Raw genomic sequence first — 23,223 nt, forward strand, 5'->3', positions numbered from 1 at the left:
GATAATTCTAAATGCCAAAGAACATTAAGAAGCTGCTAGCTGAAAAATCAGCCGCTGGCATTGCTATAGCTGAAAAGGCAAAGGCAGAAGGCCGCGATTTTACCGCTGAAGAGCTCGCAGAGCTTTCAAACCTTAAGGATGAGATCAGCGGCCTTGAAGCCAAGGCTAAAGCCGCTGATAACGCCACTAGCTTTATTGAATCCCTTGGAACCAAAAAGTATTCGGCAACCGACGGCCAGGCTAAGAGCCTTGGCGATCAGTTCCTAAAATACGGGCTCGAAGAAACAAAGCAGGTCGTAGCCTCTGCTAAGAACTTTTCTGTAGTCACTCCTGAGTTTAAGGCCGCGGCTACTGATAGTCACCTCGTTGGGGATGCTGGTCTAGTACAGCAGGATACGACGGTTGCGCACGCTACCCCGCATAGGGATTACATTTCGGATTGGCTAACCTCTGGCACAATGGCAGGCTCTATCCTGCGCTACGTGGTGGAGGGCGCGCGTACCGGCGATTTTGCTACGGTTGCAGAGGGCGGCAAGAAACCCCAGCTTAATTTCGGGTACAAGCAACAGACTGACACCCTCGCAAAAATCGCAGGGTACATCAAGGTGTCTACCGAAATGCTGGAAGATACCGCATATATTGCCTCCGATATCAACACGCGCCTGCTCGAACAGCTGCGTATTTTTGAAGAAACTCAGCTACTTTCAGGCGATGGAGAGGGGTCTAACCTTAAGGGTCTGCTAAACCGTGAAGGCCTGCTAAAGGTGCAGGCGGACGAGTTTGTGCCCTCGCTGATTAAGGCTTTCAGCCAGGTCGAGGTTACCTCCGGCCTGCGTGCTGACGGCATTGTCATTAACCCCGCCGATTATGCGGCCCTGCTGGCCTCTAAAGATAAGAATGGGCAGTATTTCGCGGGTGGCCCGTTCGTTGGGCAGTACGGTAACGGGACGGTGCCTGTAGACCCGCCAATTCTGGGCAGGCGCACTATCGTTACGCCTGCAATTGCTGAAGGCAAGGTGTTGGTAGGTTCTTCGGCTGCTGCCACCGTCTACCGCAAGGGCGGGGTAACGCTTACCTCTACCAATTCCAACGAGGATGACTTCGTACACAACCTTTTCCTAATTCTGGCTGAGGAACGCCTCGCTTTTGCGGTACGTCAGCCCTCGGCTTTCGCCCTTCTAGAGCTGAAAAAGCCGGTAACTGAAGCCGCCTAAAAGAGGTTTAGGCATCATGGCCCCGCCTGTTTGTCACTTGGCAGGCGGGGCCTAACCACACAATTAGGGGGAATTATGCAAGACGTGCAAGTTTTAGTGCATGGCGTAAAAATGCGTATGCAGCTAAGCAGTGAGCGAGTCGAAGAATACCGCGCGCGGGGCCTACTCGTGGAAGAAAAAGCAACCGTGCCTAATAAGAGCGTGCCAGCAGAAAAACCACGCAAACCGAGGAATAAAAAAGCCTCTGGAGCGGTCAAATGAGCGAGGCTAGCGCCCTAGCGAGGGCGGATGTTTTCCCCGGCTCTACGGCGGCAGCAACAGCCGCTATTAGGCGATATTGTGGCTGGCATATCGCGCCGGTAAAAAAGGAAACCATCATATTAGATGGTAGGTACCGGTACGGGCTGGCGTTGCCCACTAAAAAGCTTGTTGAGCTTATCAGCGTGGAAGTATCCGACGGGGCCGGGGCATGGAATGATATTACCGATTCTGTTAGCTGGTCTGACGCTGGGATGCTTTCACGTAACGGCGCGCCGTTTCCGGGGCGTTTCCGTTCGGTGCGGGTAACCTTTGGGCACGGCTACACCCTGGAGGAAGCCGCCGATGTGGTGGCTGTTGCTGCAGAGCTTGGCAAGCGGGCAAGCGCTGGCGCGTCAAATATTGTGCGCAAGCAAGCGGGGCCGTTCTCAGTAACCTTTGGCTCTCAAAACGGCGTAGTTGGCGGGCTCGGACTGCTAGAGCAGGAAAAAGCAATTCTAGAGCCGTACCAGGTGAAAGTGCATTTAATATGAGCATCTGGGATGACTTTTTTAGCACTCCCGGCGCGCTACCTGAGCGAAAGCTACTGGTGCTAATCCCGAATACGGAGACTGTGCGAGGCGTAAGCCAGCGCAAGCGTTGGGGTGATCCGACTAACCGGCCTGACGAGGTGCTAATAACCGGGTTTTTCTTTGCGCCTGACACCCCTGGCTTAGATGACAGCCTGGGGCGCGTCCAAAGCCTGATGACTGGGAAACTTTACTTTTCTGCAGCGCTAACCGCGAAAGAACGCGCCGCGCTAGTACCGGGTAACCGTTGCAGACTCACTGACGACGCCTCTATGTCCTTGCCTATATGGGAGCGTGAATCTAGCGCGCTGTGGGAGATTACATCGTTCCCACAACTTTATGAAATCCCTGGGCAGTGGGCAGCAGGGTATGTAGTCACCGTGCAAGCTGTGGAGGGGTAAAAGTGGGTACACGAATTAGCGTTGATGTGGAATTATCCGGCATGGATAATTTCATTAACGAGGTCGGCAAGAGCGCGCATATGAGGCAAATAATAGAGGGAATAGCCAATGGTGTTGCTGCAGAGGCACGTCTTATTGCCCCTTATGATACTGGCGCTTATGAGCGCTCTATCCATGTAGAAATGGAGTCAACCCCGCACCGCTATGTTGCAAAGGTTGTGGCTGATGATTGGAAGAGTGGCATATTAGAGGCTAAACACGGTGTTTTAGCTAAGGCTCTACGAAGGGGCAAAAAGCTATGACAACCCGCGAAATACCAATATTTGATAACCCTACTAACTGGCTTGCCGATTACCTTTACAAACAATTAGGTGAAAAAATCCCTGTAGGGTTTGAATGGCGGGACCCTGCCAGTGACAGGCTCGCAAAAGAAATTTCCCAATTTGCTAGCCTGACTAATCCCTTTATTGTTATCCGCTGCGATGGGGGCCTGCCCATAGACACGTTTACGCGGTATTTTTCGTACGGGATAAGCGTTCACGATTCCACGGTTGAAACAGCCGACACACTCGCTAATAAAGTAGCTGCCCTTTTTGAGGCGTGCTTTTACGCCGAACATTCACCTATTGCGGATGCTAAACTAATTTCAGGGCCCGCACCCATAAAAGATAAAAATTATGATGACGGCACATTGTTTTATCTAACAGGCAGTGTTACGGTGCAGGCCAGGCCGCTAAAAACTAGTTTTTAGGAGAAATAAAAGATTATGGCTAAAGATGAATATGGCAATGATCTTAGCGCTGTACTAGTCCCGGTTACCGGACAGATCGGGTATTGCAGGCTGAAGGATTTCACCCTACCGGATATTGCAGAGGTTGGGAAAGCAGAATTTAAATTCGCTAAAGGCAAGATGAAACCGCTAGGTCTGCTAACCGACGATGGCGGTCCCGAATGGGAGGAAAAGCAGGATGGGGATCCGATCCAGTTTTGGCAGGATGGGTATTCTCTACCCACCGGGAAAGCTGATGTTACCTGCAAGATCACGCTCGCAGAGTCTAATGCCGAATCCCAGGAGTTCATTAGGGGTAGGGCGTATGATACTAACCATCACATGCTTGTTAATGCGGGATCTTTCGGTGAACCGTTCGCGTTTTACACTGAAGAAATTGCCGCTAATGGTACTATTCGCCGTCGCCTTGGTGAGCGCGCCTCTGTAACCGAGATGAAGCCGGTTAAGTCCGAGCGCGGCAAGGTGCAGGGTTACGAGGTGACGATCACCCTCGGTGCTGTAAATGGTGGGCATTTCCACGAGTGGCTAATTCCCAAGGAAGATCAGACTGGCGGGGGTTCTACTCCGGTTCGCACTCCTGGAGAAACTAGCGAGAGCCACTAGCAGAATAAGCTGCAGCGCGGGGCAAGTTTGGGGTATGCGTGGCAGGGTTTTCATGGGTTTTGCCTGCCATATTGTCCCGCGCTGCTAAACGCCCCATAACCTATCTACTCTAAAATCTTTATCTTTTTGAGGAATAAAATATTATGAATAAAAAACTACCCGGAACCAGCAAAGTCATTGAAGACACCCTAATCTATGAGAGCACCGAGGGCACTATTAAGCTGCCCTTAAAGATGAAGCTCAAGCAATCCCGCAAGCTTAACAATCTGCCTGACGAAGACAGGCTAGATTTTATGATTAGTATTTTCCCTGAAAAAGCACAGCACACCCTAGATGAGCTGGACATTTTGGAGGCTACAGAAATCCTACAAGAGTGGGACAAAGCCTTTGAAAAGCGTATTAATGAGCGTACCGGGGCAGACGATAGCCTGGGAAAATCTGGGGAATAATAAGAGACACTCTAAAGCTTTCATCGGCGCTCACGGCTGACCTTGCGCGCTTCTACAGGGTGCGTTTCAGCGAGTTTTTAGAATGGGATACTGCGGACGCTTACGCGGTTATCATCCATTTAGTAAATGATACTGGCACGCTTACAGGCGCGGCTATCGTGGGACTAAGTTACCCGCTATCTATAACCGAGCTATTGGAGCGCGTACAGGCAGCGGCGGTTATTAATAGTTTCATGGATAAAGGCGGCAAGCCTTTGAAGCCGCCAATACCTGAAATAAGGCAGGCTAAAAAGCCTAATAGGCCCACCGTGTCCAAGAGTGAAAAAGCTAAGCTAAAATTACAATTGCAAGCTAATAGCGCGTTTCCAGAATAATTGTTTAGGGGTTAATTAGGTGGCAGGCAGAAATATTTTAGTTGGTAGTGCTGCTGTAAGCGTATTCCCTACTTTCAAAGGGGTACGCTCTGCCACTAATAAGGCTGCGAAAAAAACCGGCGAAATGTTCGGGAGCCAGCTTAAAAAGAGTGTTGGCGCGGCCTCTAAAGGGATAGGTTCCCCTGCCCTTGAAGAGCTGCAAAAGAGCTCTAATAAGGCAGCTAAGGAGCTCTCTACCCTGCAAGCTCTGGCAGGTAAAGCCGGGGGGCGCGTGTCTGCTGCGAGGGCGGCGGCTGCGAACGCTGAGCGCGCTTTAGCGAACGCGCGCCGGCAGTCCGCTAATGCGAATGGTGCTATTAGGGTTGCAGAAACCAAGCTAGCTGAGGCAGTCAAAAAGTATGGGGATGAAAGTTCGCAGGCTGTCGCCGCCGCTGAGAGACTAGAGGCGGCAAAGCGTAAGGCAGCTACCGCATCCGATAATGTGCGCGCTAAGGAAGAGGCTTTAGAGCGGGCACAGCATAAGGTTAGTCAGGCGGAAAAGTCGCAGGCTGAAGCTACCGCAAAGGTTGCTAAGGCTCAGGAGGAAGCTAAGGCAGCAGCCACCAGGTACGCTAGCGCGCAAGAAAAAGTAGCAGCAGAAGCAAGAAAGGCAGCAGCAGAAGCAAGGGCACTCAGGCAGTCCATGCAGCTACCTAGCTTGCACATGCCTAAAGCGGTAGCTGAGGCTTTCGGGCGCGTTAGCGGGGCTGTCACCAATGCGGCAAGTGCGATTAGCACAAGGTTCAATAATGCTACCGCGCCGGTTATGCGAGTAGGCAAAGCTGTAGACCGAGGCGTAAATAGTACGCTACGGGCAGCGGGGAAAGTCGCTATCGGGGCGGCGGCAGCAATAGGCACTACCCTAACCGGCTCTATCGGCTCTGCAGTCTCTAGGGTGGATACGCTTAATAATTTCCCTCGTATTATGGCCAACCTGGGGTATTCGGCCTCGGACGCGGCAAAGTCTGCTAAAAAGCTCTCTGAAAAGCTACGCGGCTTGCCTACCAGCTTGCAGGATATTATGCCGCTGGTGCAGCAGATAGCGCCGCTGACAGGCTCGCTAGACGAGGCGACTAACGTCGGACTTGCCTTTAATAACATGCTCGTTGCATCTGGTAAGTCTACGGCGGATCAGTCCCGCGCGATGCAGCAGTACACGCAAATGCTCGCAACGGGCAAAGTTGACATGCTGAGCTGGAAGACCCTTATGGAGGTTATGCCAGCGCAAATGAATCAGCTTGCCGAATCGCTTTTAGGGGCTGGCAAGAGCGGTTTTGACCTGTACGACGCGCTGCGAGATGGCAAGCTCACCATGGAAGATGTAAATAAAGCCATGGTGAAACTAAATGACGAGGGTGGGAGCAAGTTCGCCTCGTTTGCCAAGCAAGCTAAAGACGCGTCAAAGGGCATTCAAACCGCCTGGACTAACCTTAAGACGCGCATTACCGGGGCTATGGCCTCTATAATCCAGGCTGTTGGACCTGAGAAAATATCGGGCGCGCTTGACCGGGTTGGGGCAGCAATAGGCAAAATAGGCGATGCCTTCGATAGGGCAGCATCCGGACCGGGCTCGAAAGCATTTTCTGCAACTATCGGGCACATAGCTAGCCTTATGCCAATGGTAGGGGCCGCTATCACACCCTTGCTTACTAAACTGCCTCTAATTGGGGGCGCGTTCAAGGGCGTTGGCGGGCCGGGCCTGTGGGTTATCGCTATTTTCGGGTCCATGGTCGCGAACTCGAAAAAGCTGCAGGATGCGCTAAGTCAGGTAGCTAATAAGCTTGCTACCGCGTTTAGTGGTAGCGGTGCGGGCGCGCAAAATGCCCTCGGTGGCATCTCTGACCTACTCGGTAGGCTTGGCGATACTATCGCCCCGATTGTGGGGTTGGTGGGGTCGCTTGCTGCCTCTCTTGGTGGGGTGCTGTTGAATGCGGCGCTTAGCGTACTAGGTGCCCTCGCAGATCTGGCAGCAAAGATCAGCGGCAACAAGGTCGCTATGACTGCCCTGCAGGTAGTGTTAACTGGCCTGGTGGGCGCGTGGGGGCTGTACAAGACCGTTACTACCGCTGCCACCGCCGCTACCGCTATAACTAAAGCAGCATTCGGTACCCTCTCGTTTGCGCTAAAGGGCGCGGCTGTTGCGCAAAGAGCTATCACGGCTGCAACTGCCCTAACCAAGGTTGCTCTCGGAGGGCTGTCAAGCAAGCTAAGAATAGCGGCGGTAGCTCAGGCAGCGTTTAACGCGGTAATGGCAATTAACCCGATAGTTTTGGTTGTGGCAGGTATCGCGGCCTTGGTTGCTGCGTTGGTTTGGTTTTTCACGCAAACCGAGGCAGGCAGGAAGGCATGGAGAGTTTTCACTGTCTACCTAACTACTGCCTGGCAGGCTATCAAAGCCACCGCTGTTGCTATATGGCAGGGTTTGGCGGCGTTCTTTAGCGGGCTGTGGGAAAACATCAAAACGGTCGTGTTTACCGCATGGGAGGCTATCAAGGCCATTTTTGCCCCCGCCATAGAGTTCATTAAGAACCTCATAATTGTGTTCGCGGCGGTGCTATTAACTATCTGGCAGGGTATTAGCGCGGCGGTAATGTGGGTGTGGAATGGTATAGTCGCGTTTTTGACCCCAATCATTACGACTATAACCACAGTTATAAGTACTGGCATTGAGTTTGTGCGTGGTATTTGGGCGAGCGTATGGGGTTGGGTTTCCTCGTTTTTCACCGCCATTTGGAATGGTATTGTCGCGTTCTTTACCCCAATCATTAACCGCATACGCTCCATTATCGCCGCTGTTACGGGCGCTATTCGCGGTATTTGGGCAAGCGTATGGGGATGGGTTTCCTCATTCTTTAGTGGCGTGTGGAATAACCTTGTGGGGTTTGCCTCTGGTGCTATTAGCCGCCTTGCAGGCGTTTTAGGGCGCATTAGATCGGCTGTGTGGGGTGCGGTAGCTGGTGCTGGCAGCTGGCTAGTGCAAACAGGCAGGAATATTATTACCGGGCTTTGGCGGGGCATTTCCGGGGCTATCGGGTGGCTACGATCCCTCGTATCTAACGCCCTCGGTAGCATCGTTTCTTGGGCAAAAAGCAAGCTTGGCATACATTCCCCGTCACGCGTTTTCAGGGATCAGGTAGGCGCGATGATCTCAGAGGGCATCGCCGTTGGTATTACCACTCGTATAAGTAGCGCGCGCGGGGCCATGAGCGAACTTGTGGACGGCGCGCAAGAGGAATTACAGGGCTTGCAGGGCGTGCGCGCGGCGGTCTCGGTAGCTGGAAATGCTGCAGCCGGCGGGGCTGGCATGGCCCGCAATGTTGTCACTCAGACGTTCAATGTGCGCGCGGATGATCCAGAGGCGGCGGCAAGGTATTTCAATACTCGCACAAGGCAGGAGCTAGGGGTTATCGCATGAATGTAACGGTTTTTGTTGGCGGTAAAAGTCTTTTTACTGCGCAGGGCGCACCTGAGGCGGCGGCGGGCTTTTACGGGCTCGCTACGCACTCGGACGGGGCGCTGGCTGGGTGGTATGAGGCCCCGGCCCCGCGCGTGGAAGAGGTGCTGCGACCGCAGGCTAACGGGGCTTTTATGCCCCATAATCTGCTACTTGGCGCAAGGGTTATAACCCTACATTTTTATTATGTTGCTACCTCGCTAAATGATGGGGTGGCATCCCACCAGAGGGTTATGAGCGTCGCTAACCAAAAAATACGCCTTGTTGTACTAGATGATGACGGCCAGTACTACCATGTGCGCGGGTATATCTCCCAGCAGCCGGTTATCAAGCGGCTTGGCCCTCTAACCTGGGCATACACTCTAATTATTACCTGTGCGGACCCGCTGAAATATGCCGGGGTCGGCTTCGATGACCTACTTGATTTTAGCGAGTTTGAGCATCTCGGGGGTCGGTGGGGTGCTGCCATCGAGGGCGGTTTGCTTTTTCCGCTGTTCGATCAGGCATACCACGATCTCGTAGCTTCCACGCGCGGGCCCACGGCTCGTTTCACGGACGCGGGCTACACGAACGCGCTTGCGCCGCATAACAGGGGCAACCTTGCTGTATGGCCTATATTGGAGGCTGACGGCCCCCTGTATTGGGCGGAATGGGCGCACAATGGGCGCGCTATCCGCTACGAAGGCCACATAAGTAGTGGGCAATCGGTGCGTGTAGATTCTCGCACCGGGCGCGTGTATGTAGGTGAGGGTGAAGTCTCTACAGCGCACCTTACGAAAGATGAATTTTTCCAACTCGAACCGGGCGATAACACGGTGACTTTTTCCGCCTCGGATTCTACAAATTGGCGTGTAAGGTGGCTTGCCTCATGGACGTAATCGAAGTATTTGACACTCTAACCGGCGCGTATCTTATGCGCTTGCCTGCAAGCTCTTGGAGCTGGAAGGAGCAAGTAAATGCTCCCGGTTCTCTCTCAGTAACAGTGCCTTTTACAGAGGACACTAGGGGGATGCATCTTAGGGTCGACACCGCACCCTGGCGGACCATCCTAGCGCTAGTTTCTGCAGGACGTATCATCCATGCGGGCCCGGTGTTTAAGCGTGACTGGGACGCCGCAAAGCAGGTTCTAACGCTGGACTGTGGGGGCTTTCAGGACCTTTTGAAGCGTCGTCTAGTACTGCCTGCAGCCTTACGGGGTTTTACCTCTGCTACCTTGGAGGGCGGCGAAAATGGGTTACCGAAAGATTGGACGCTAAACCTAGCCGGCTCGCTGAGGAATATTATGCGGGCGCTCGTTTTAGAGGCGAAAAAGTGGGGTAACCTGCCCTGTAGCGTGCCACCTCCTGATAGCTCAGGGTGGAACCAACGAAGCTATTTAGGTGCAGACCTTGCAACAGTTGCTACTCGCATAGATGACCTCGCTAACGTGCTTGGCGGGCCGGAATATCGTTTTACCCCTCGGCTTATAGACGGGGGCCAGCGGATTAATTTTCTGCTAGAAATGGGTGATCCTGAGCTAGTGACGGGTAGGCACTCTTGGGATCAACGCCGCGCTCTCACCCCCGTCACAGATATTAAAGTGTCTGAGGACGCGGCAGAAATAGGCACCGATATTTGGGCGAAAGCCGGTGGGCAAGCCGACAAAATTCTAATGGCGCGCTCCCATGATACGACGCTAGAGCGGGCCGGGTGGCCTCTCCTGCAATTAGCGGATTCTACACATTCCACCGTAAAGGAATTAGGCACGCTAAAAGGGTATGCGCAGGCGGGCACCCAATCTGCCTCGCAAAGCCTTGAGGCGATTAGTTTTAAAGCCGCGCGGTGGGATGAAACCGGGCGTGCCTTTGCCGATCTAGTAAGGGTGGGAGATCACCTCGCACTACAGCTTGAAGATGAATACCTAGGCAGTAAACGCTACCGTCTGAAGGTGCTTGAGCTTAGCGGGGATGCCTCGGAGTGGATCACATTCGCTTGCAGGGAGGTAAAAGCATAATGGAATACAGGCCTATAAGCTCGGATGCTTCAGCGGTCCCAGACAGGCTGCGCTCGCACGCTAATGCTATCGCTGATTTGCAGGCGGTAACCTCTGGGCAGCTCAACGGTACACTGAAAGGTCTTGAGGCGCGGGCAGAAGTCATTAGCTACCACTGGGAGGCGGCGAAATGGACCGCCAAAGGCAACATCATTTCAAACCGTATTATTATCCCTGAAGGTAAAAGCAAGCTCCAAGTATTTGCCGCTCTAACCGGGTTTTACAATTCCGCAGGCGCGCCACATTCGGATCAGGCAAGTTTTAGAATAATAATTCGCGGCAATCAGTCTAGGCCGCTGCCAAGAGTGCCAGATAATATGGGCACTTTTCACCTTTTAGGACAGTTTTCAACCGTGCTGCAGGTGCAGCCGCGCGATGAAATCTCTATTGTTTTGCAGGCGCGCGCGGGTAATAATCCGGGTAGTTATACTGGTGATAACTGGGCTGCGTTAGACGTTTTCGCGGCTGTAAGCAAATAAAATCTTTTAGGTTGGGTGTGAAAGTTGGCTAATAAGCGCGGCATAGTTTCAGGATTTGACAAGAGCCGGAACATTCCTAAAGGCGTGGTATCTCCTGCAGAGCTAAGGAGCTCCCTAAGCATGGTTGCCTCGCACGAGGGCATTATAGGGGCTCAAAATAGCCGTAATTTTACTTGCTCGGATAATTCAATGGATGTTATTTTCAGTGCGGAAACCTTAGCGATAAAGGATGGGCAAGAAGGTTGGTATATCCCGACTATTGGGCGTTTTACGCAAAGGTTAGAGCCGGGGCATAGCGTTTATGATCGTATAGATTCTATTTATGTTGTGCAGCATGATTACCAGGTAGATAACCATGATGACTCAGAGGTAGAGGTTATCTACAAGGTCGGTACGCCCTCTATTAGTCCTTCTCCTGCTCGTTTGGATACCCCGAACGCGCTGCGACTTGTGACTATCCGGGTGCCTAAGAATACGCAACGGGCTATAGATATTCCTCGCTCGTACTTCCATTTTGCGCCTGCAACCGGCGTTAGTGGCAGCATTATTTACACGCATGACGCTAATGAAACTCTGGATGTGTCTACCGCGTTTATTCAAAATAAGGGCGATGGTTCTAAGCGGGGCGGCTGTTTCATCTATCAAAAGAGCGATAATGGCCTGTATTTTGCTAATGCTGAAACCCCTATGAGGCAGATTAACGAGGTCCCAAGTATTCAGGAAATGATTACTACTGCCCGCCTTCAAGAGGGGAATGGGTGGTGGAGCCGCGCCACTCTATTCAAAATTGGCAACCTTGTCATAATGCCCTCTGCTCATTTCAACGCTCGCTCGCAAAAGTCATTACGCGCTAATAGTGGGTGGTATTCGATGGGCACTATTATTCCTGCAGGGTTTAGGCCTAAGCATCAGTTTAAATCTACTTTTTCGCCGTTCACCGGGGACGCGGTTATAAATAACGTGGCTAATATTATTACTGTGCAGTCTGACGGGGTGATACAGCTGCGTCCCGGTACTAATGCGACTATTAATACTGACGGGTATAGTGGCCTGGCTATTCCTACGCTCTCTTGGGAGTGCAACTAATTTCAGATATCCTATAAGGGATATTTATGTTAGTCGTAAGGATAATTGAATGTCTACCACTGATGAATATAAGGCGCTTTTAGCGCATGGTGACACGGGCGATAAGTCCCCTAATGATACTGCTGAAATTCTAGAGATTGATTATAAATAATTATGGGTACTGCTGTAGATTTACTTAGAGTTGCTGCCTCTCAGCTTGGCTATAACAGGTGGAATGATCCGGCTGAGGGCACGAAGTATGGGCGCGATTATGGGGCCCGGCATGGCGCATATTTCGGCGCATCCGGGGTGCCATACTGTGACATGTTCGTGACTTGGTGCCTGCGTCAGGTGGGGGTTACTAATTTTGATTCTGCCTACGTGCCAGGGCGGATCGCAACCGCGCGCGCTAACGGGTGGCTTGTCAGCTGGGGGAATGCCCGGCCCGGCGACCTAGTTTGCTTCGACTGGGATGGGGACGGCATAGCCGACCACATCGGCATTCTAGAAATCAAATATTGGGGCAAGCTCCAAACCATCGAGGGCAACACCAGCTCCGGCGCTTACGGCTCACAGTCAAACGGGGGCGGGGTTTACCGGAGAGTGCGAGATCGCGAGGATGTTTGCGCGCTAATTCACCCACCCTACACGGGCGCGCCCGCCCCGGCAGCATACCCGGTTGGGGTACTCGCTGTTGATGGGGATTGGGGCAAGAGTACCACGGCAGCATGGCAAAAAATCATGGGATCACCCCGCGACGGCATGGTATCTAGCCAATACGCACCGAATCGTGAATACTACCCGGCTGCGGATTTCCCCGGCTCTGGGTGGCAGTGGGAAGGCGAAACTGCGCAAGGTTCCCAGCTCATCGCAAAAATGCAGGAATGGTTACGCCGCGAAAAATGCTACTGGGGCGAAAAAGACGGCATAGCCGGCCCCGCCCTGGCACGCGCAATCCAAAAATTCTACGGGCAAACCCAAGACTCCTACGTTGGTCCTGCCACGGTAAAAGCAATGCAGCGCGCAATCAACAAGCAACTTTTTAAGAGGTCGGCATAAATGGGTAGCACAACGGTTTTGCAACATATTGACCCGATAGCGCTTGCTGCTATCTGTGGCCCTATCGCGAATTTTATTATCAGCTTGTGCACAACCTACCGGATGCGCAAAAACGTGAAGCTCGCAATCGTTTACACGGTGTACGTAGCCGTTGCTATAGCGGTTTTCATTTTCGTGAAATACCCGGATGCCTGGCAATTCGTGCTAATGAATTTCGGGCTCGTGGCCGGGGCCGGACAGCTGGCCTATCACGCGCTACCGGCTGCATTCTGGGACCTTATCCGCGATAAGACTACCCTGCCCTCAGGTAGGCATGTGGCAAGCCGCGAAAGGGATGAAAAGCAGGAGTGAGCGGTTTTATAGACGCGGTTGTAGCCCTCGGAGGGTTCGGGGGCTGTGCAGCCTTTATTACTGCAATTGCTGGAGTGAGCAAAATAAAGCGCGTTGAGCATAACACCAAGGAACTAAAAACCAACCACGGATCGAGCCTGCGAGACGCGGTTAACCGCATTGAAAAGCTTCTAGTGCAAAACGAGGAACGCCTCGACAAGGCGCTAGTGCAGATCAAAGGGCTTGGGCACCAGGTTGGAGAGGTGAAAAAGGATATGGAGTCTTACCGGCGTGAGCAGGCCATACAAGATGAGGACGTGCACGCGCGCATGAGGAATCTTGAGCTAAAAACGGATCGTTGTAAACGCCACTGAGGCGGGCAAGATTAGCGGGGGCTGGGTTTTCGGCCCTCGCTTTTCTATGCCCCTTTTATGGCTCTACTGGCACCCAATCTAGCCGGGTTTCATAGCCTCCAGCCTGCAAGGCGGCGGCAATTATCCCTACGCTAATAGCGTGTCGTTTAGCATCAGTTCCGAGCCCGTTTACGCGCTGGCAAGACGCATCGGTTTTAAACCGCTGCATTTCCACGGCCTCGGGGGCGCTGCCCTGCTCCTGCTCTTGTTGGTCTAAATACTCTAAAGCTGAGCTAATGGAGAAAATTAGCCGGTCCCAGCGCTCTAGCATTTTTCGTGCTGCCCACGCCGGGACATCGCCCGCTTGCGGGTTTTCCCACCTTTGCACGGTTTTTCGGTCGACGCCCATCCAGGCTGCGAGGTCTTTAACCTCTAATCCTAGGGTTTCACGGTAAGTTTTGAAGGTTGCTGAGTTCAATCTTATTCTGCCTCTCGCTGCCTTTTAGGCGGCTCGCTAACAGCGTGGATACTGCTAGCGAGCCTACCTGCCTGTTTAGTTGCCCGCTGGCTTTTCTAGGGCCTCGGTGGCCTTGAGGAAGCCTTGCGTGAAAGCGGTTTTACCGGCGGGGGATTCTAGCCACGCCTGCAGAATACTAGCGGTTACGCTATCGCCGCCATTTGGCTTGCCTAGCATTTCCCAGGTTGCTTGTTCGGTTTCAAACACGGCAAAAGATGCCTCTAGTGCCTCTAGGGTGCTGGCTGTAACGTCTTCTCGCATGAGGTCGCTTATCCCAGCCTTGCGGGCCTGTTCAGCGGCTAGGTCGGTATCTTTGAGCCATTCGGTAAAGGCTTCGGTTATGGCATCTTGCAGGAGGAAGGAGATGTGAGTTAGGGCGATAGTGCGGTTTTCCATTTTCGGGGCCTTTCATGTTGTTGTGTGGCTTTTGCCTTACACCATTATTATATGTCGCACCGTGCGACATTGCAAGTCTATTTGGGATGTATTTTTTACTGCCCTGGGTGGGTGGGCTTGCCAGCCTTGTTTAGACCAGCAAGCCCGCGTCGGTTACACGTAAACGGGTTCGCCGCATTCAGCAGATTCAAACAGATCTAGCTGCTCCCAGTTTTCATCGAAGTCGAAAGGCCCGAACTGACTGCCAATTTCGTCAACTTCGTTGAAGTAGTAGAACATGCCAACGTAGGGTTCTTCGCTGTTTTCATCGGGGTTTGGCTCGCGAGTTAGAACTCCAAAGCAGGTGCCAGACCAGCCAATCTCTTTGATGTCTTCTAGGGTCCAGTACTCGAACCTAGTGTAGGCTGCGCCATTGCCTTCTAGGGATAGTTCGACGCGTTCGCCGGCGAGTAGCTTTTTGATTTTGGTGTTGTAGTCGATAGCCATTTTTATTTCCTTTCATGTTGTGCTGTAAGGCTTTGAACTGCCTTACAAGAACAAGTATATGTCGCACGGTGCGACATTGCAAGGTGTGAGCACGTGACCTACGCAACAAAAAATAAGGCCCGGCCAAAAAGACCAGACCTTACGGGTTACCCCCGCTTTCGCGGGGAATATGAAATAACAACACCTAAGCGTTGCCCCTGTTACGGGTTACCCCCGCTTTCGCGGGGAATGCCTACACTCTAGCACCCCTTAGATAACCGTGTCCATAGCGGCGGCAAGCTGCCTATCCCGCGCTAATTCTGCGTGCTGATAAATCATCGCAGTCTGGATATCACTATGCCCCGCTCGGTGCATAAGCTCAGCAGCAGTAGCACCAGCACGCGCAAAAGCCGTAAGGCCTGTATGTCTCAAATCGTGGAAGCGCATACGCGGCAACCCTGCGGCCTTTACCGCCTTATCGAAGCGGTTTTTTAGATGCTTACCTCGCAGAAATTCATCCGGCTTGCCGGGATAGTGAATGATTAGCGCCTCTCTGGAGCTTTGCACATACTTGCTCATGTGATCTTTCAGGCGCGCTAGGATCGAGGGCGGCAAGGCAACGTCACGCACGCCTGCAGCACTTTTCGGGGGCCCCTCGAACCATTCCCCCCGGACCCCCTGTTTTACTGCCCTGCGCACCTTTATAACGCCTTCCACAAGGTCAATATCCTTGCGCCGCAAGGCGCATACCTCACCAGAGCGCAAGGCGCACCAAGCCCCCAAATCTACAGCGATAGCACAGGCAGGGGGCATAGCGGCGCGGATAGCCTCTAACTGCGCGTGCGTCAAAATCGGGTAGGAACGGCGCGCGGCTTTTTTACGCGCCCCGGCTGTCGGGTGCACGTCCTTAGCGGGGTTTTCGTATAGCCATTTTTGCTCTACAGCCGCTTGTAAGATGCGTTGGAGGGTGGATAGCGATTCTGCCTTTTTCTTCTCCGAGGTGGAACGTTTCCCCTGCAGCCAGCCTTTGATCACATCTTCGGTTATCGCCTGTAGCTGCATTTTCCCTAGCGCAGGGGCTATATGCGCGTTCCAGTGGCTCCGATAGGAGCGCAGGGTCCCTGGGGACAGCCCACGCCGCTCGCAGGCATCAAAATATAAATTGTAGGCTTGCTGCAAAGTCTTATCGGGTAGGGGCGGCTTTTCAGCCTGTTTTGGTGCCATCCCGTTTTCTTCCGCGCTTATGCGCGCTTGCTGGGTGGCGAGCCAGGCGCGCGCTGCCCTTTTGGTTGTGAAAGTTGCTGGCGCGTTTACTCGCCTTCCACCCTCTGCAATATACGATGCTTGAAAATTTCCTGATGGTAGCTTGCGGACTTTTCCCCATGATGCGCGGCTCATTTTTCGTGCCTCCTGCGTGCCCTAACGTGCCCTTAACATACTCACACATCCCTACACTTAGCAACACTTACTAACATTGCCAACCGAGCTTTTCCCGCGTCCTAGCAACGAAAAACCCCGCCATTCCAACGGAACAGCGGGGCGAACGCGGAGGATGGGGGATTCGAACCCCCGAGGGCTTGCACCCAACACGCTTTCCAAGCGTGCGCACTAGGCCACTATGCGAATCCTCCAGATACGCAAACGCGCTTCAATAAGTTTACTTAAAACTGCCTGACTAGTAAAACTAGAAAGCTGGGAGGTGTGCCACATCTTGTTCTTAGCAGCACTTTTTCGCCACCTATGCATCATGTCACGACAGTAGTTGCTGCTTCTGGTTCCACAGCAGCCTTACTGCCGTGTACACTGGAGCCGATCCCTCATGTGACGGTATCACCTGAACCTCCCCAGGGCCGGAAGGCAGCAAGGATAGGGTAGCTCTGCCGGGTGCGTGAGGGATCCTTATTTTTCGCTCTGGGCGCCCCAAGTATCAAATGTGGGTGACGCCCTCTAAAGTAGAGGCGTGAGCACAGCCCTATATCGCCGTTACCGTCCCGACACTTTTGACCAGGTGATCGGGCAAGAACACGTGACTAAGCCGCTTATGGCTGCCCTTCGGGCGCAAAAGGTCACCCACGCATACCTTTTCTCTGGCCCTCGCGGCTGCGGTAAGACTACCTCCGCCCGCATTTTGGCACGATGCTTGAACTGCGCGCAGTATCCTACGGACACCCCGTGTGGCCAGTGTGATTCGTGCCGCGAATTGGCTACGGGTGGTCCGGGCTCGCTTGATGTTGTAGAGATCGATGCTGCCTCGCACAACGGTGTTGATGATGCGCGTGAGCTGCGGGAGCGTGCCGCTTTCGCTCCCGTTCGCGACAGGTTCAAGATCTTCATCCTCGACGAGGCGCACATGGTCACCTCGGCTGGGTTTAATGCGCTGCTGAAGCTGGTGGAAGAGCCGCCCGAACACGTCAAGTTCATTTTTGCTACCACGGAACCCGAGAAGGTTATCTCTACCATCCGATCGCGCACCCACCATTACCCGTTCCGCCTTGTGCCTCCCGAAATCATGCGCGGTTTTCTTGCGGACATGTGCGCTAAAGAAGGAATTTCTCCCGAGGGCGGGGTGCTCAACCTGGTCATGCGCGCTGGCGGTGGATCTGTGCGCGACACGTTGGGGGTACTTGATCAGCTGATGGCTGGCTGTGACACCGAAGTGCTCAGCTATGAAATGGCTGTCCACCTGTTGGGCTACACTGACTCTACGCTGCTGGCGCAGACGGTTGACGCGATTGCCGGCCGCGATGGGGCTGGTGCTTTCCGTATTGTGGAACGCATTATTGAATCCGGCCATGATCCCAGGCGTTTCGTAGAGGATCTGTTGCAGCGCCTTCGTGACCTGTTGGTTATATCCGTATCAAATGGGGGAGCCATCGAAGCCTTGCAGGGCATCCCTCAGGACGAACTCGACCAGATGCTCACCCAGGCGAAGGTGATGGGAGCTGCTGACTTGTCTAGGGCGGCAGATCTGACAAATGAGGCCCTCACCGCTATGTCGGGTGCTATCAGCCCCCGTTTGCAGCTGGAACTGTTGATCGCCAAGCTGCTGCTACCTGCCCAGACGGTGGCGGTAGCGCCTAGCGCGGCTACCGCGGTAGCCAACCCTGACCTACCCGATTCGCCGGCAGCTATTAGACAGATGCTGTCTAAGAGGCGTGGCGGGGCTAATCAGTCGGCCGCGACTAGCCGGGCCTCGCAGCCGGAATCGTCGGCAGCTACTCGCGGGGAGGCAGCAGCGCCCGCCCAGTCAGAAAAGCCGCTACAGCAGGTTGCTCAGCCAAACTTGCAAGCTCCAGCCGAGGAAGCGGGTGAACCGCAGCAGGCGCAGACGGCCAGCCCCGAACCTGCCGGAAGACAAGATTCTCAGAGTGAACCAGAAAAGCCGCAGCCCTCGCAAGAGGCAACCATGCAGGTGCATGCTCGGCCAGAATCTGTGAAATCGGAACGCCCTCGGTCCGTCGAAGCGCCGCCGGCGCAGAAAGTGCCAGACTCTCCGGCGCCTGCCAACCAGCCGTCTGCCTCCTCTGACGGGACCACGTCGGAAACGATCCGTAACAGGTGGCAGGAGGTAACCGAATTTCTGGCGCAAAACCATGCCCGTTCCACTTGGGGGCGCCTTACTCAGGCCCAGTTGGGGACCGTGACGGATGGGCAGTTGACTATCCGCTACCAGAGCCCGGGGATGGCTCAGGCATTCAACTCGGGTACCCACACTCAGGTGCTCTCGAATGCGCTGTATCAGGTATTAGGGGTGAAACTGCAGGTTGTTGCCCTCAGTGCGGATGACCCTAATCCCACCCCGGCGCAGCGGCGCCAACCCGCTCAAGGTTCGAAGCAAGGGTCTGCTGAGAAAAACCAAAATCAGCATGTAAATGCAGTTCACAGGCAGAATGGAGGTTCTCAACCGCAGGCCGCTGCGCAAGTTCCGGAAGAGCCCGCAGATGATTCGGAGGACGATTCGTGGGGGCCCATTGCGCAACCCGCCAACTCGGTCCCTGACCCGCAGGAAGACCAGCCAGGATGGCCCCAGGTAGCTGAACCGCCAGTGGCGCCACAAGAGCCTGGGTGGGCAGATGCTGATTCATCCCCTGCCGCTGACGCGGATGATGGGTGGGGCCCGATTGCTACCCCACCTTCCCCGCCGCAGGAGACGCCCTCGAACGTCACGCCGCTGCACAAAATAAACGCGCAGCATCCGGCTGGGCGAAGCGAAGAATTTGGCCAGCCCACTCCGCCAGTAGCACAGTTTGACCCGGACCCTATCCCCACCCACCAGGGAGCCCGCGAAATTATCGAGGAGACCCTGGCGAGGGGTGCCCAACCCGAAGCCCCGGTTCAGAACGTTGACGACAATGTGAGCCCGGACGATCCTGAAGCTGAAGACACGGGGGTGGTGGGATTGGCCGCGGTGGAGGACATACTGGGCGCCCGCATCATCTCGGACACTAAGGAATAGATTTGTACGAAGGTACCCTGCAAGACCTAATCGACGAGCTTGGCCGCCTACCAGGCATAGGCCCCAAGTCGGCTGAACGGCTCGCCTTTCACATCCTGGAGATGGATACCGAGGACGTAGATCTGCTCACCTCTACCATTTCCAAGGTCAAATCCTCGGTACGTTTCTGCACCACCTGTGGCAACATTTCCGAAGGTGAAGAATGCCAGATATGTACAGACCCGCGCCGCGATGCCTCGCTAATCTGCGTGGTAGAAGAAGCGAAAGACATCGGCGTCATCGAACGCACCCGCTCCTACCGGGGCCTGTACCACGTCCTCGGAGGGGCTATCGATCCGCTGAATGGGGTGGGGCCTGATCAACTGCGCATCCGCGAACTGCTTACCCGGCTTGGTGGGGATACGGTCCAAGAAGTCATATTGGCAACCGACCCTAATATCGAGGGCGAAGCCACCGCCACGTTCCTGGCGCGAACTTTGGGAACACTAGGCCTAAAGGTTACCCGCCTGGCCTCTGGTCTGCCGGTCGGTGGGGACCTTGAATACGCTGATGAAATAACTTTGGGTAGGGCTTTAGAAGGTCGTCGTCAGGTTTAGATCCGGTAGACTGGAAGCCACTGTTAGGAAGGAACACATCGTGGTTGATTTCGACTCCATCGTACCGGTCTCTGAGCTGCCCGAACCGGAAGCATGGCTTTCGGATATGGACGGCGTTCTTGTCCACGAAAACACCGCTTTGAACGGTGCAGCTGAATTTATCGAGAAGTTGAAGGAAGACAAGAAGCCTTTCTTGGTGCTCACCAATAACTCGATCTTCACCCCGCGGGATCTGTCTGCCAGGTTGGCGCATTCGGGGTTGGATGTGCCCGAACAGAACATCTGGACGTCGGCCCTGGCTACGGCCTCTTTCCTAACCCAACAATCACCCAGGTCCACCGCTTTTGTTATTGGCGAGGCAGGACTTACCACTGCCCTCCACGAGGCCGGCTACATTATGACCGATCGCAACCCCGAATACGTGGTGTTAGGCGAGACCCGTACTTACTCCTTCGAAGTGATCACCCAAGCCTGCCGCCTAATCCAAAAGGGTGCCAAATTTATTGCCACTAACCCGGACGTGTCTGGTCCTTCCGAGAACGGGATCCTGCCCGCTAACGGCGCTGTTGCCGCAATGATTGAAGCGGTCACCGGTCACAAGCCGTACTTTGTGGGTAAGCCGAACCCGGTGATGATCAGGGCAGGGTTGAACAAGTTGGGCGCACACTCTGAAACGACGGCTTTTGTGGGCGACCGCATGGATACGGACGTGCAAGCGGGTATTGAGGCAGGGTTGCGCACCTACCTGGTGCTGACTGGTTCCACTGACCGCGAGGAGATCTTCAAGTACCCTTACCGGCCCACTAAGGTTTTTGAATCGATCGCCGACATGGTTGAAATGCTTTAACCATCCAATCTCAAAATATTGTAGTAATTTTGCCAATTCTGTATGTAGCCGTAAGGTTAGGGCACCCCTCTGGCAACTTGTATTAGCTGGTGGTGGGACCGCGCCCAAGGAGTAGTGAAGTGGCACTTATCGTCCAGAAGTATGGTGGCTCATCCGTTGCTGACGTCGACTCGATCAAACGAGTGGCCAGGCGGGTTGTGGCCACTACTAACGCGGGCCACCAGGTAGTTGTGGTTGTTTCGGCCATGGGGGATACTACGGACGACCTGCTGGATATGGCAGGTCAGGTATCTTCTGAACCGGCGCAACGCGAGATGGACATCCTTCTTACTGCTGGCGAACGCATCTCCATGTCACTGTTGGCCATGGCAATAACGGCGGAAGGTAAGGAAGCTAGCGCGTTCACTGGCCCGCAGGCAGGCATTCACACGGATGCGAAGTACGGGCGTGCCTCGATCACCGCCCTCATTCCTGAACGCATTGCCCGCTCAGTTCAGGCCGGTAATGTTGCGGTAGTGGCCGGTTTCCAAGGGGTAAACGATTTTGACGACGTGACCACCCTTGGCCGTGGCGGCTCGGACACTACGGCGGTCGCCCTCGCCCAGGCGTTGCACGCGGACGTGTGCGAAATATATACGGATGTAGATGGCCTATTTAGTGCAGACCCGCGAGTGGTGCCCATGGCGCACAGGCTGCAACGGGCCGACTTTGAAGAGACGTTGGAACTGGCGGCGCACGGAGCGAAGATCCTGCACCTGAGGGCGGTCGAATTTGCTCGCCGCTACCGTGTGCCTCTACACGTGCGGTCGTCTTTTTCCAGCAAGGAAGGAACGTGGATTTCCGATGGGCCAGCTTCGGCGGCACTGCGGGGAGTCGTTCCTAAGGCAGCCCTTCCAACCAGTGAGGAGTATTCCGTGGAAGCACCTATTATTAGCGGCATTGCCCATGATCGTTCCCAAGAGAAGATCACGGTGGTAGGGCTTCCAGATAAGCCTGGCGCAGCAGCTAAGCTGTTTGAAATTGTGGCATCTGTGGGTGCCAACATTGACATGATTGTGCAGAACGTGGGCGTTTCTGAACAGGGCAGGGCGAACGTCTCTTTTACTCTTCCCGAGGCCGATTCGCGCCGCACGCTGCAGGCCATCTCGGATGCGAAGGAGGAACTGGGCTACCGCGAGCTTTTGGATAACCGCGAGATCGGCATCCTGTCTTTGGTGGGGGCCGGTATGCGCACCAACCCGGGGGTGTCAGCGAAACTGTTTGGGGCTCTTTCGCAGGCGGGGATCAATATCGAGATGATTTCTACTTCCGAGATCCGCATTTCGGTGGTAACAGATTTGGACGAGCTGGATGATGCGGTGCGGGCCGTACATTCGGCGTTCGGCTTAGACGCCTCCGAAACCGAGGCGGTAGTTTATGGAGGTACGGGACGATGAGTTTGACCCTGGGTGTCGTAGGAGCAACTGGCCAGGTAGGGCGCGTGATGCGAACGATTCTGGCAGAACGGGATTTCCCAGCTGACAAGGTGCGTTTCTTTGCCTCTTCGCGGAGTGCGGGCAAAGTGCTGGATTACCGGGGCACCGCGGTAACTGTCGAGGACGTGGCCACAGCCGATCTGACGGGCATAGATTTGGCGATTTTCAGTGCGGGTGGGGCGGCTTCGCGCGAGTTCGCACCCAAGTTTGCCACCGCCGGTGCCGTGGTGGTGGACAATTCTTCGGCTTGGCGGAAGGACCCGCAGGTTCCCCTGGTGGTGTCGGAGGTGAATCCGCACCAGATTTCGAATCGGCCGAAGGGCATCATTGCGAATCCGAATTGTACGACCATGGCAGCCATGCCTGTGCTGAAGCCGTTGCATGATGCGGCTGGGCTGACCCGGTTGCAGGTAGCCACCTATCAGGCAGTCTCCGGGTCTGGGCTCGCGGGCGTGAAGACTCTGATTAGCCAGACCAAGAAGGGCGTGGAGCAGGACCTGACGGGGCTGGTCACTGACGGTGGGGCAGTGGATCTCGGAGAAGGAACTGGCCCGTACGTGCACCCCATCGCGTTTAACGTGGTGGCGTTGGCAGGCAACCTGGTGGAAGATGGCACTGAGGAAACCGACGAAGAACAGAAGCTGCGCAATGAATCCCGCAAGATTCTTGAAATCGCGGACTTGCCTGTGTCCGGTACCTGTATTCGCGTGCCCGTGTTTACTTCGCACACGCTGGTGGTGCACGCGCAATTCCGTGACGCCCTCAGTGTGGAGCAAGCCAAGAACCTGTTAGCCAAGGCCCCGGGAGTGCGCCTGGTGGATGTGCCGTCGCCTTTGCAGGCGGCCGGGCAGGATCCCTCGCTTGTGGGCCGCATCAGGCAGGATTATTCTGCCCCGCAGGGCCACGGCCTGGTCATGGTGATCACCTCTGACAACCTGCGCAAGGGTGCGGCACTGAACGCGATCCAGATTGCGGAACTGGTAGCTAAGGATCTGTAAACCA

At 54.6% G+C, this 23,223-nt stretch carries 25 protein-coding genes, 1 tRNA gene and 1 other RNA gene; 22 read left to right on the plus strand and 5 right to left on the minus strand.

What is annotated here, in order from left to right:
- Positions 1-11: 11 nt before the first annotated feature.
- The 16 genes from AC1EKG_RS05190 (at position 12) to AC1EKG_RS05265 (ending at position 13,490) form a co-directional block, all read left to right on the plus strand.
- Positions 12-1,214: a phage major capsid protein gene (locus AC1EKG_RS05190; RefSeq protein WP_070454299.1), complete on the plus strand. Its 1,203-nt coding sequence runs from the start codon at positions 12-14 to the stop codon at positions 1,212-1,214.
- A gap of 257 nt (positions 1,215-1,471) precedes the next feature.
- Entirely contained in the window at positions 1,472-2,005 is a 534-nt protein-coding gene (locus AC1EKG_RS05195; RefSeq protein ID WP_024332470.1) for a hypothetical protein, read from the plus strand.
- Positions 2,002-2,442: a hypothetical protein gene (locus AC1EKG_RS05200; protein ID WP_481067764.1), complete on the plus strand. Its 441-nt coding sequence runs from the start codon at positions 2,002-2,004 to the stop codon at positions 2,440-2,442. Before AC1EKG_RS05195 ends, AC1EKG_RS05200 begins: the two co-directional genes overlap by 4 nt.
- A 2-nt stretch (positions 2,443-2,444) precedes the next feature.
- Complete coding sequence (locus AC1EKG_RS05205; RefSeq protein ID WP_070622161.1) at positions 2,445-2,744, plus strand: HK97 gp10 family phage protein; 300 nt, start codon at positions 2,445-2,447, stop codon at positions 2,742-2,744.
- Entirely contained in the window at positions 2,741-3,193 is a 453-nt protein-coding gene (locus AC1EKG_RS05210; protein ID WP_070622159.1) for a hypothetical protein, read from the plus strand. Before AC1EKG_RS05205 ends, AC1EKG_RS05210 begins: the two co-directional genes overlap by 4 nt.
- 15 nt (positions 3,194-3,208) lie before the next feature.
- Positions 3,209-3,835, plus strand: a complete 627-nt coding sequence (locus AC1EKG_RS05215; protein WP_070454305.1) for a hypothetical protein — start codon at positions 3,209-3,211, stop codon at positions 3,833-3,835.
- A gap of 143 nt (positions 3,836-3,978) precedes the next feature.
- On the plus strand, positions 3,979-4,284 hold the full coding sequence (locus AC1EKG_RS05220; RefSeq protein WP_481067765.1) for a hypothetical protein: 306 nt from the start codon (positions 3,979-3,981) through the stop codon (positions 4,282-4,284).
- A 59-nt stretch (positions 4,285-4,343) separates the two neighbouring features.
- Positions 4,344-4,658: a hypothetical protein gene (locus AC1EKG_RS05225; RefSeq protein WP_070454309.1), complete on the plus strand. Its 315-nt coding sequence runs from the start codon at positions 4,344-4,346 to the stop codon at positions 4,656-4,658.
- Between the two features lie 19 nt (positions 4,659-4,677).
- Positions 4,678-8,112, plus strand: coding sequence for a tape measure protein (locus tag AC1EKG_RS05230; RefSeq protein ID WP_481067766.1), 3,435 nt, complete (start codon positions 4,678-4,680; stop codon positions 8,110-8,112).
- Positions 8,109-9,029 (plus strand): phage distal tail protein, encoded by a 921-nt coding sequence (locus AC1EKG_RS05235; protein ID WP_481067767.1) that lies wholly within the window; start codon positions 8,109-8,111, stop codon positions 9,027-9,029. The genes AC1EKG_RS05230 and AC1EKG_RS05235 overlap by 4 nt, the downstream gene beginning before the upstream one ends.
- Positions 9,020-10,144 (plus strand): hypothetical protein, encoded by a 1,125-nt coding sequence (locus tag AC1EKG_RS05240; RefSeq protein WP_481067768.1) that lies wholly within the window; start codon positions 9,020-9,022, stop codon positions 10,142-10,144. The genes AC1EKG_RS05235 and AC1EKG_RS05240 overlap by 10 nt, the downstream gene beginning before the upstream one ends.
- A complete protein-coding gene (locus AC1EKG_RS05245) occupies positions 10,144-10,662 on the plus strand; it encodes a hypothetical protein (RefSeq protein WP_481067769.1) in 519 nt (172 codons plus the stop codon). Before AC1EKG_RS05240 ends, AC1EKG_RS05245 begins: the two co-directional genes overlap by 1 nt.
- Before the next feature lie 327 nt (positions 10,663-10,989).
- Positions 10,990-11,748 (plus strand): hypothetical protein, encoded by a 759-nt coding sequence (locus tag AC1EKG_RS05250; RefSeq protein WP_481067770.1) that lies wholly within the window; start codon positions 10,990-10,992, stop codon positions 11,746-11,748.
- Between the two features lie 153 nt (positions 11,749-11,901).
- Complete coding sequence (locus AC1EKG_RS05255; protein WP_481067771.1) at positions 11,902-12,786, plus strand: CHAP domain-containing protein; 885 nt, start codon at positions 11,902-11,904, stop codon at positions 12,784-12,786.
- A complete protein-coding gene (locus tag AC1EKG_RS05260) occupies positions 12,787-13,137 on the plus strand; it encodes a hypothetical protein (RefSeq protein WP_481067772.1) in 351 nt (116 codons plus the stop codon).
- Positions 13,134-13,490 (plus strand): hypothetical protein, encoded by a 357-nt coding sequence (locus tag AC1EKG_RS05265; RefSeq protein ID WP_024332448.1) that lies wholly within the window; start codon positions 13,134-13,136, stop codon positions 13,488-13,490. Before AC1EKG_RS05260 ends, AC1EKG_RS05265 begins: the two co-directional genes overlap by 4 nt.
- 55 nt (positions 13,491-13,545) lie before the next feature.
- Here AC1EKG_RS05265 and AC1EKG_RS05270 read toward each other — a convergent pair whose 3' ends face one another.
- From AC1EKG_RS05270 to AC1EKG_RS05290, 5 genes are all read right to left on the minus strand, one after another.
- The gene (locus tag AC1EKG_RS05270; RefSeq protein WP_024332449.1) at positions 13,546-13,947 is read right to left on the minus strand and encodes a helix-turn-helix domain-containing protein; all 402 of its coding nucleotides are present in this window, start codon (positions 13,945-13,947) and stop codon (positions 13,546-13,548) included.
- 75 nt (positions 13,948-14,022) lie between these two features.
- Positions 14,023-14,382 (minus strand): hypothetical protein, encoded by a 360-nt coding sequence (locus AC1EKG_RS05275; protein ID WP_481067773.1) that lies wholly within the window; start codon positions 14,380-14,382, stop codon positions 14,023-14,025.
- Positions 14,383-14,535: 153 nt separating this feature from the next.
- Positions 14,536-14,868: a hypothetical protein gene (locus AC1EKG_RS05280; protein WP_070454312.1), complete on the minus strand. Its 333-nt coding sequence runs from the start codon at positions 14,866-14,868 to the stop codon at positions 14,536-14,538.
- Positions 14,869-15,117: 249 nt separating this feature from the next.
- Positions 15,118-16,245: a tyrosine-type recombinase/integrase gene (locus AC1EKG_RS05285; protein WP_481067774.1), complete on the minus strand. Its 1,128-nt coding sequence runs from the start codon at positions 16,243-16,245 to the stop codon at positions 15,118-15,120.
- A gap of 148 nt (positions 16,246-16,393) precedes the next feature.
- A tRNA-Ser gene (locus AC1EKG_RS05290) sits at positions 16,394-16,478 on the minus strand.
- 177 nt (positions 16,479-16,655) lie between these two features.
- Here AC1EKG_RS05290 and ffs point away from each other — a divergent pair.
- The 6 genes from ffs to AC1EKG_RS05320 all read left to right on the plus strand — a co-directional run bounded on the left by ffs (position 16,656) and on the right by AC1EKG_RS05320 (position 23,219).
- Positions 16,656-16,751, plus strand: an RNA gene (gene ffs / locus AC1EKG_RS05295) — signal recognition particle sRNA small type.
- A gap of 56 nt (positions 16,752-16,807) precedes the next feature.
- On the plus strand, positions 16,808-19,303 hold the full coding sequence (locus tag AC1EKG_RS05300; RefSeq protein ID WP_004806704.1) for a DNA polymerase III subunit gamma and tau: 2,496 nt from the start codon (positions 16,808-16,810) through the stop codon (positions 19,301-19,303).
- Between the two features lie 2 nt (positions 19,304-19,305).
- Positions 19,306-19,899, plus strand: a complete 594-nt coding sequence (gene recR / locus AC1EKG_RS05305) for a recombination mediator RecR (protein WP_004806702.1) — start codon at positions 19,306-19,308, stop codon at positions 19,897-19,899.
- Positions 19,900-20,005: 106 nt separating this feature from the next.
- Positions 20,006-20,746, plus strand: coding sequence for an HAD-IIA family hydrolase (locus AC1EKG_RS05310; RefSeq protein ID WP_081499188.1), 741 nt, complete (start codon positions 20,006-20,008; stop codon positions 20,744-20,746).
- Positions 20,747-20,865: 119 nt separating this feature from the next.
- Positions 20,866-22,182 carry an aspartate kinase gene (locus tag AC1EKG_RS05315; RefSeq protein ID WP_004806699.1) on the plus strand — a complete coding sequence of 439 codons (1,317 nt, stop codon included), beginning with the start codon at positions 20,866-20,868 and terminating at the stop codon, positions 22,180-22,182.
- Positions 22,179-23,219, plus strand: coding sequence for an aspartate-semialdehyde dehydrogenase (locus AC1EKG_RS05320; RefSeq protein WP_004806697.1), 1,041 nt, complete (start codon positions 22,179-22,181; stop codon positions 23,217-23,219). The genes AC1EKG_RS05315 and AC1EKG_RS05320 overlap by 4 nt, the downstream gene beginning before the upstream one ends.
- Positions 23,220-23,223: the final 4 nt, after the last annotated feature.

Source organism: Winkia sp. C0117E2, assembly GCF_056590455.1.

What these genes read in the sequence shown, in the direction of transcription:
- AC1EKG_RS05320 (WP_004806697.1), top strand. Translation starts at nt 22,179, where the DNA reads ATGAGTTTGACCCTGGGTGTCGTAGGAGCAACTGGCCAGGTAGGGCGC.
- AC1EKG_RS05260 (WP_481067772.1), top strand. Translation starts at nt 12,787, where the DNA reads ATGGGTAGCACAACGGTTTTGCAACATATTGACCCGATAGCGCTTGCT.
- AC1EKG_RS05275 (WP_481067773.1), bottom strand. Translation starts at nt 14,382, where the DNA reads ATGGAAAACCGCACTATCGCCCTAACTCACATCTCCTTCCTCCTGCAA.
- AC1EKG_RS05210 (WP_070622159.1), top strand. Translation starts at nt 2,741, where the DNA reads ATGACAACCCGCGAAATACCAATATTTGATAACCCTACTAACTGGCTT.
- AC1EKG_RS05245 (WP_481067769.1), top strand. Translation starts at nt 10,144, where the DNA reads ATGGAATACAGGCCTATAAGCTCGGATGCTTCAGCGGTCCCAGACAGG.
- AC1EKG_RS05220 (WP_481067765.1), top strand. Translation starts at nt 3,979, where the DNA reads ATGAATAAAAAACTACCCGGAACCAGCAAAGTCATTGAAGACACCCTA.
- AC1EKG_RS05255 (WP_481067771.1), top strand. Translation starts at nt 11,902, where the DNA reads ATGGGTACTGCTGTAGATTTACTTAGAGTTGCTGCCTCTCAGCTTGGC.
- AC1EKG_RS05235 (WP_481067767.1), top strand. Translation starts at nt 8,109, where the DNA reads ATGAATGTAACGGTTTTTGTTGGCGGTAAAAGTCTTTTTACTGCGCAG.
- AC1EKG_RS05240 (WP_481067768.1), top strand. Translation starts at nt 9,020, where the DNA reads ATGGACGTAATCGAAGTATTTGACACTCTAACCGGCGCGTATCTTATG.
- AC1EKG_RS05285 (WP_481067774.1), bottom strand. Translation starts at nt 16,245, where the DNA reads ATGAGCCGCGCATCATGGGGAAAAGTCCGCAAGCTACCATCAGGAAAT.
- AC1EKG_RS05190 (WP_070454299.1), top strand. Translation starts at nt 12, where the DNA reads ATGCCAAAGAACATTAAGAAGCTGCTAGCTGAAAAATCAGCCGCTGGC.
- AC1EKG_RS05215 (WP_070454305.1), top strand. Translation starts at nt 3,209, where the DNA reads ATGGCTAAAGATGAATATGGCAATGATCTTAGCGCTGTACTAGTCCCG.
- AC1EKG_RS05280 (WP_070454312.1), bottom strand. Translation starts at nt 14,868, where the DNA reads ATGGCTATCGACTACAACACCAAAATCAAAAAGCTACTCGCCGGCGAA.
- AC1EKG_RS05200 (WP_481067764.1), top strand. Translation starts at nt 2,002, where the DNA reads ATGAGCATCTGGGATGACTTTTTTAGCACTCCCGGCGCGCTACCTGAG.
- AC1EKG_RS05195 (WP_024332470.1), top strand. Translation starts at nt 1,472, where the DNA reads ATGAGCGAGGCTAGCGCCCTAGCGAGGGCGGATGTTTTCCCCGGCTCT.
- AC1EKG_RS05310 (WP_081499188.1), top strand. Translation starts at nt 20,006, where the DNA reads ATGGACGGCGTTCTTGTCCACGAAAACACCGCTTTGAACGGTGCAGCT.